Raw genomic sequence first — 6,063 nt, 5'->3', positions numbered from 1 at the left:
TTTGCCGTCTTTGTCTGCTTTCCGGCCCGCGCGCTTCTGGGACGAATCGATATGATCATGGCCGTTGCGGGAGTCATGTCGGTCGTTTTCTTTTATACGAGCCTTTTTCTCTGGAATTATTCCATAAAACGATACACGTCTGCGGGAGGATAACAGGATATGCCTGATAAAATAATCGTCGTCGACTCACTCACCCGTGTCTTCAAAATAAGGGAACGGTCTAAACCGGGATTGATCGCCTCAATCGCATCCTTTCTGAGTCCCGTATCGAAAACCATTACCGCCGTGGACAATATTTCATTTTCACTTGACGAAGGTGAAATCAGGGGACTTATCGGGCCGAACGGGGCGGGAAAATCAACGACAATAAAGATCCTTTCGGGCGTCCTCTATCCGACCTCCGGGAAGGTCGACGTACTCGGCTATGTTCCGTGGCTGGACAGGAAAACATACGTGCGCTCGATAGGTGTGTTGTTCGGACAGAAATCGCAGCTTATCTGGGAACTGCCCGCGCTCGACACATTCGAGCTTCACAAGGTTATCTACAGGATACCGGACGGTGATTTCGAAAATCGAATCGATTCCTTTATCGAACTGCTTGCCATCGGCGATATCGTCAGAAAACCGGTGCGGCAGCTTTCTCTGGGCGAACGTATGAAATGCGAACTTGTCTGCGCCATGCTTCATGATCCCCGTCTTGTCTTTCTGGATGAACCCACCATCGGTGTGGACGTCATTTCCAAGGAAGCGATCCGCGGATTCATCAAAAAGGTGAACCGCGAACGCAACATCACCTTTATTATCACGACACACGACCTCTCCGACATCCAGAATCTCTGCAATACCGTCACCATTATCAACAAAGGAAAGAAAATTTTCGATGACTCCATCGATAAACTCACCTCCCGGTTTTCGGATAAAAAAGTTCTCAAACTCGATTTTTCCGCTCCCGTCGAAGAAAGCGGGCTGTCGGCATACAAGGTACTCGATTTCAGCCCCGGAACCTGCCTGATCGAAGTGGAAGTGAAAGAAAAATCGATCCGTGATATCATCTACGAATTGTTTTCGGAATTTCCCCTCCGCGATATCACCATTACCTCGATCCCGATCGAAGAAGTCATCAAGACAATGTATCTGGCTTGATTTGCTTTACACGCATAAACAACTATGCCGCAATTTTATATCCATGACGTCTTCCATAAAGCCGTTGCTGCGGTGGATGTAACCGGTACGGAAGCGGCGGACGCGACGGCGTCATCACCGGATAGTTCTATTTACCGCCCCGGGCGGCAATGACAATCGACAGGCCGTTCATCTTCATTGTCTATAATGACGACACCGATACGAGATCATTCCTCGGCAGGGTTATGGAACCGTAAAGCTTCAAAAACGGGCGGTGATACTTGATAAGATCAATGACTTATACTATTATTCAATCGCTATGATAGATACACTGATTAAAACCGGATACACGGAAATAACGCCTGGTATCACCGGCAATATGAATATAAGGATATTTCAATCAACGACATTAACGGATACGGTGTGGGATGAGTTTCTTGAAACAACGGACCGGGGACAACTCGAACAAAGCAATAAATGGGCCGCTTATATGCTGTATAAAAAAGGATGGAAAATCCTGCGGCAGGTATTTGTTACCGGTAATAAAATAACGGCCGGTTTTCAGATTCTTTATAAAACAATTCCGGTGCTGGGTAATTTCGGCTACCTATTAAAAGGTCCCGTCATAGCGGATGAAGAGACAGGCACCGTTGATGCGGTATTGATTCGTCTGAAAGAAACGGTAAAACGGAACAACATAGGTTTTTTGCTCGCACAGCCGCCGGATAGAGACAGCCGCTTAACCGGATTTTTGAGAAAATCCGGATTTATAAAAAACAGAATAAAATATATGCTGAAAAAAGCCACAGTGATCATCGATCTCGACCAGGATGAAGAACAAATACTCGGTCGCATGAAACGGCAAAAACGACAGAATATTATGAAAGGATTGAAAAACGGACTGACATTGCGGGAGGGGACACGGGATGATCTTCCCGTTTTTTACCGGTTCATGGAGCAAACCTGTAAAGCACAGCAGGTAACTCCAAATCCGCCGAGTGTCGATCACGTTTTTTCATTGTGGGATATATTTCATAAAAGCGGTAATATCAAGGTATTTTTTATAACCTATAACAACGAAGACATATCGGCGATGGTTGTCCTCCCGTTCGGGAGTACCGTCAACTGCTGGAAATTCGGGTGGTCCGGCAAGTGCAACAATTTGCGGCCGAACGACGTGATTTATTGGGAAATAATTAAATGGTCAAAAAGAAACGGGTACCGGTATATCGATTTTATGATTATACAACTCGACAAGATATCCGCTTCGAATAAGGAGGGAACCACGTCGTCGGAATCGCATAAAAACTGGTCCCATTTCAAACTCGGATTCGGTGTCGAGATACTGTATTTACAGGATGGTTCCGTCTATATATACAACCGGATATATCGATTCATCTTCAATATCGTCTCGATACTCTTCCATTCAATTATGAATAAAATCATTTACAGAATAGCCAACTAGACAATTCACGATCACTGGATCGATTGAAGGGCGATGATGTTAACTCGAATGTCCGTAATAGAACCTGCCGAAATACTTTACCATGGGGAGTGGAAGCAATTTTAACATCGAACTGATTAACCGATAGCTTTTTGTTTCGTCTTTCTCTTTTATTTCGATCGCATTGGGGAATATATAGAAATAATGGAAATTTCTCTCCTTCCCTCCGAAACGCTTTTTGAATGTCACAAGGCCTTTATTCAAAGGGGATGTTCTTCCGAAATCGAATACGGAATAACCCTCCCCGTGGGCTTTCATTATCGCTTCCCAATATATAAAATAATTGGGATACATGCCGAGCGACTCGGGATCCGAACATGCTATTTCCATCGATACACTCTCCTTGTATTTAAAGACAAGCATACCCGCGACAGGTTTCTTTTGATCATATGCAAGGTATATATCAATCATATTTTTTCCGTATAATTTTTTCCATAATGCTTTTATGAATTCGAGAGGCAAAGGAGGAAGCCCCAATTTTTTTTTGGTTTTCAGGTAAAGACGGTAAAATTTCCCGATATCTTTTTCCTCACCGATCACGCCGAACCGCAAACCGTATGTTTTCGCTTTATTGATATATCTTCGCATATTGTAATGGATATCGTCTTTCCATATTTCATCAACAGGCCTGTCCAGCGGAAGGTAATGAAAATAATAAAAATCATTCTCTGTGAAAGGCTGATTTTTGAAAAATACATATGAATCCAGCGTTCTGATTTCAAGTGATTTCGGTTTAATCCTTTTGAACAAGCGCAGGACTTCTTCGAGCAGCCGATGCAGCTGCTCTTCAGACGAAACCAATGGATCGCACAAGGTGCTGAACGGGACGTGGACAAGCCGCGTTCCCAAAAGCGGGCTTCTCACGATATACACCGGCAATCCTGCGACGATGCTCTCTCCGTCGCGGAGGACGATATATCTTCCTTCACAATGGCGGAATTGGGTGAGCAGCAGTTTTTGCCATACGGAAAGATGGCATAATTTTCCCAATCTGTGATTAAGGACAAAATCGTCCCACTTCGGATCTTTGGCGGGATCAATATAATCGATGCTTACCATGACTTTCCCGGTCCAAGAGAATCGTTCAGGGGAATAAATACAGCCTTTTCATGTTTCACCATACCACTATGTGTATACCAAATACGCAATAATATCAATAAAAAAGCCGGCGGCTTCCGTCTGCCGCCGGCCCTTACTGTTCGTCATCCGTTTTTTACTGTGGTGCAAACGGCGCGTTTTTCCACGCTTCCCGCCGTCCGTCACCGGTCACTGAACCCTTTTTCAGCGAATAATCCCACCATGCCTGGGCCACGATCTCCCTGTTGCTGCCGTATCGCCGGGAACTCCAGTGATCCTGGGCATCGACAAAATAGAGCAATGCCTTTATCTGGTTACCGTTTGATGCATTGAAGGAAAGCACATCGTTATACCGGTCATTGAAGTATTTTCCCCACTGTAAGGCGTTCTGGGGCTGCGTCATTTGCAGCGGTATATTGTATTCGGTGATAAAAACGGGCGGCCTGCCCTTCGCCCTGTTGATGGCGTTGATCTGATCGATAAACCCGCCCATATCGGAATAATTTTTAAAGGATTCATATCCGTACGCATGGATTGCAAAACCGTCGACGGAACCTATTACGGACAGCATCCCGTTGTAGAAATCCGTACATTGTCCACCGACGCCGCATCCTCCCGGCCCGGATGCTAAAAGCGGCTTGCCCCGGCCGTTCCACTGGGCCCTGAAAGCATTGTAAGCGCGGGCGTAAGCGACGCCGCTTATGTTACTCTCACCCCCCAGATTTTCCTCGTTTCCGAAAATGAATCCGTAGATGAGATTGTCGAAATCCCCGCCAAGGGCTCCGCATACCTGATCCACCTGGCTGTTCCAGTGCGCCAGACGTTGCGCGAGCTGCGGCGCGGGATTCGAAAGGTTCTCGAGGCTTTGTTTCTCGTCCGGTGTCAGGTCGAGTGTCAGCCGCGCGAGCGTTTTGATGTTGCGGGGGAGATAGTAGGTCCGGTAACCCGCGGCATTATCCGGCACCATACCGCAATAATCGAGATTCCACGCGACGGGAGGAACATTCGCAGGATAAGATTCGTAACCGCCGTCGTACTGAAGCCAATAGGCCCCCTTAAGACTGGCGGGCGCGGGGGGAAGCACCGTCGTCGGGGCCGGCGTGGCTGTCGGGTCGGGAGTCGAGACGGCGGTCGACACCGGTGTCGCCGTCGAACTCAATGTCGGTGACGGCGTCGAATTCGAGGATGCCGCCGTTCCCCATACCTCGAACTCGTAGATGCGCGCGTAGTTGTCGATGCCGCAGTCGGTGATGTACAGCATCACGTACCGGGCAATGACCGAGCCGACATTGAAATCCGTTATGTTCTCCCGCCCGGTGTTGGAAACGGTGCAGGTTGTTTCCCAGTTGTTGTCGCTGCGTCCGAACCGCAGCTCGAAGGCCTCCGTATTCATCACCTGCATTTCACCATTGGAACCGGCGTGCCTGACCACGAGCCTGTTGATTTCTTTTAATCCGCCGAGGTCGTACTTGAGCCAGTGCGACGCGCTTCCATTCGTCGAACACCATTTTGTCGCCGTATTTCCGTCCTTCGCCTTGTGTCCGCCGTAATTGGAATCGTAGGCCGTGTCGGCGGTACAGGATGAAGCGGAGAGGGCGAGATTCGATACTGTCTGTACGGTCGTATCCGTTCCCCACACCTCGAACTCGTAGATGCGTGCGTAGTTGTCGATGCCGCAGTCGGTGATATACAGCATCACGTACTGCGCGTTTATCGAACCGACATTGTACTCGGTGACGTGCGACTGGTTCGAATTATTGACGTCGAACGACACTTCCCAGTTATTGTCGTTTCTGCCGAACCTCAACTGAAATGTTTGCGTGTTCATCGCCTGCATTTCCCCGTTCGAGCCCGCGTGTCTTACGACGATCTTGTGAACCTCCTTGATTCCGCCGAGATTGTACTTGAGCCAGTGGCCGGATGTCGAGGCCGTCGAACACCATTTTGTGGCCGCATTCGCGTCCCTCGCCTTGTTGCCGTCATAGTTCGAATCGTAAGCGGAATCAGCCGCACATGAAACCGCCTGCAGTGCCAGATTCGCGTCGGCGGTAATCGTGTGGGCATACCCGCACACACTGCCGCACCGTTGGGCTTCCCCGAGAAATCCTTCGGGCGCGATCCTGTACCAGTCCAATATAATGTTCACCCAGTTCGACTGATCGATATTCCACCCGTTCGACTGGTAAAAGGGAAGGATGTCGGGCCTGTTCGAGATAATACAGGCGGCACATTCGAAAGATGGCGCCGAAGGAGGTGTGGTCGACTGCGGCGGATTTGTCGCCGACTGGGATTCGCACCGCCTCATCTCTTCCGCACATCCCGCGGGATCGATGGAACACCAGTTCTCGATAATATTCGGC

General features: G+C 48.6%; 6 protein-coding genes. 4 read left to right on the top strand and 2 right to left on the bottom strand.

Features of this window, described 5'->3' with window-relative positions; genetic code table 11:
- The 4 genes from JW881_13340 to JW881_13325 form a co-directional block, all read left to right on the top strand.
- On the top strand, positions 1-153 hold a 153-nt coding region (locus JW881_13340; GenBank protein ID MBN1698493.1), incomplete at its 5' end, for an ABC-2 family transporter protein.
- A 6-nt stretch (positions 154-159) separates the two neighbouring features.
- Positions 160-1,143: an ATP-binding cassette domain-containing protein gene (locus JW881_13335; GenBank protein ID MBN1698492.1), complete on the top strand. Its 984-nt coding sequence runs from the start codon at positions 160-162 to the stop codon at positions 1,141-1,143.
- Between the two features lie 149 nt (positions 1,144-1,292).
- Entirely contained in the window at positions 1,293-1,379 is an 87-nt protein-coding gene (locus tag JW881_13330; protein ID MBN1698491.1) for a hypothetical protein, read from the top strand.
- Between the two features lie 122 nt (positions 1,380-1,501).
- Entirely contained in the window at positions 1,502-2,587 is a 1,086-nt protein-coding gene (locus tag JW881_13325; protein MBN1698490.1) for a GNAT family N-acetyltransferase, read from the top strand.
- A 39-nt stretch (positions 2,588-2,626) separates the two neighbouring features.
- Here the strand turns inward: JW881_13325 and JW881_13320 are convergent, their stop codons facing one another.
- Together JW881_13320 and JW881_13315 are read right to left on the bottom strand one after the other, a co-directional pair.
- Complete coding sequence (locus JW881_13320; GenBank protein ID MBN1698489.1) at positions 2,627-3,685, bottom strand: GNAT family N-acetyltransferase; 1,059 nt, start codon at positions 3,683-3,685, stop codon at positions 2,627-2,629.
- A 154-nt stretch (positions 3,686-3,839) separates the two neighbouring features.
- A partial coding sequence (locus JW881_13315; GenBank protein ID MBN1698488.1) for a discoidin domain-containing protein occupies positions 3,840-6,063 on the bottom strand: 2,224 nt, incomplete at its 5' end.

This window comes from Spirochaetales bacterium, assembly GCA_016930085.1.
Classification (GTDB): domain Bacteria; phylum Spirochaetota; class Spirochaetia; order SZUA-6; family JAFGRV01; genus JAFGHO01.
This window is presented reverse-complemented; position numbering and strand designations above follow the sequence as displayed.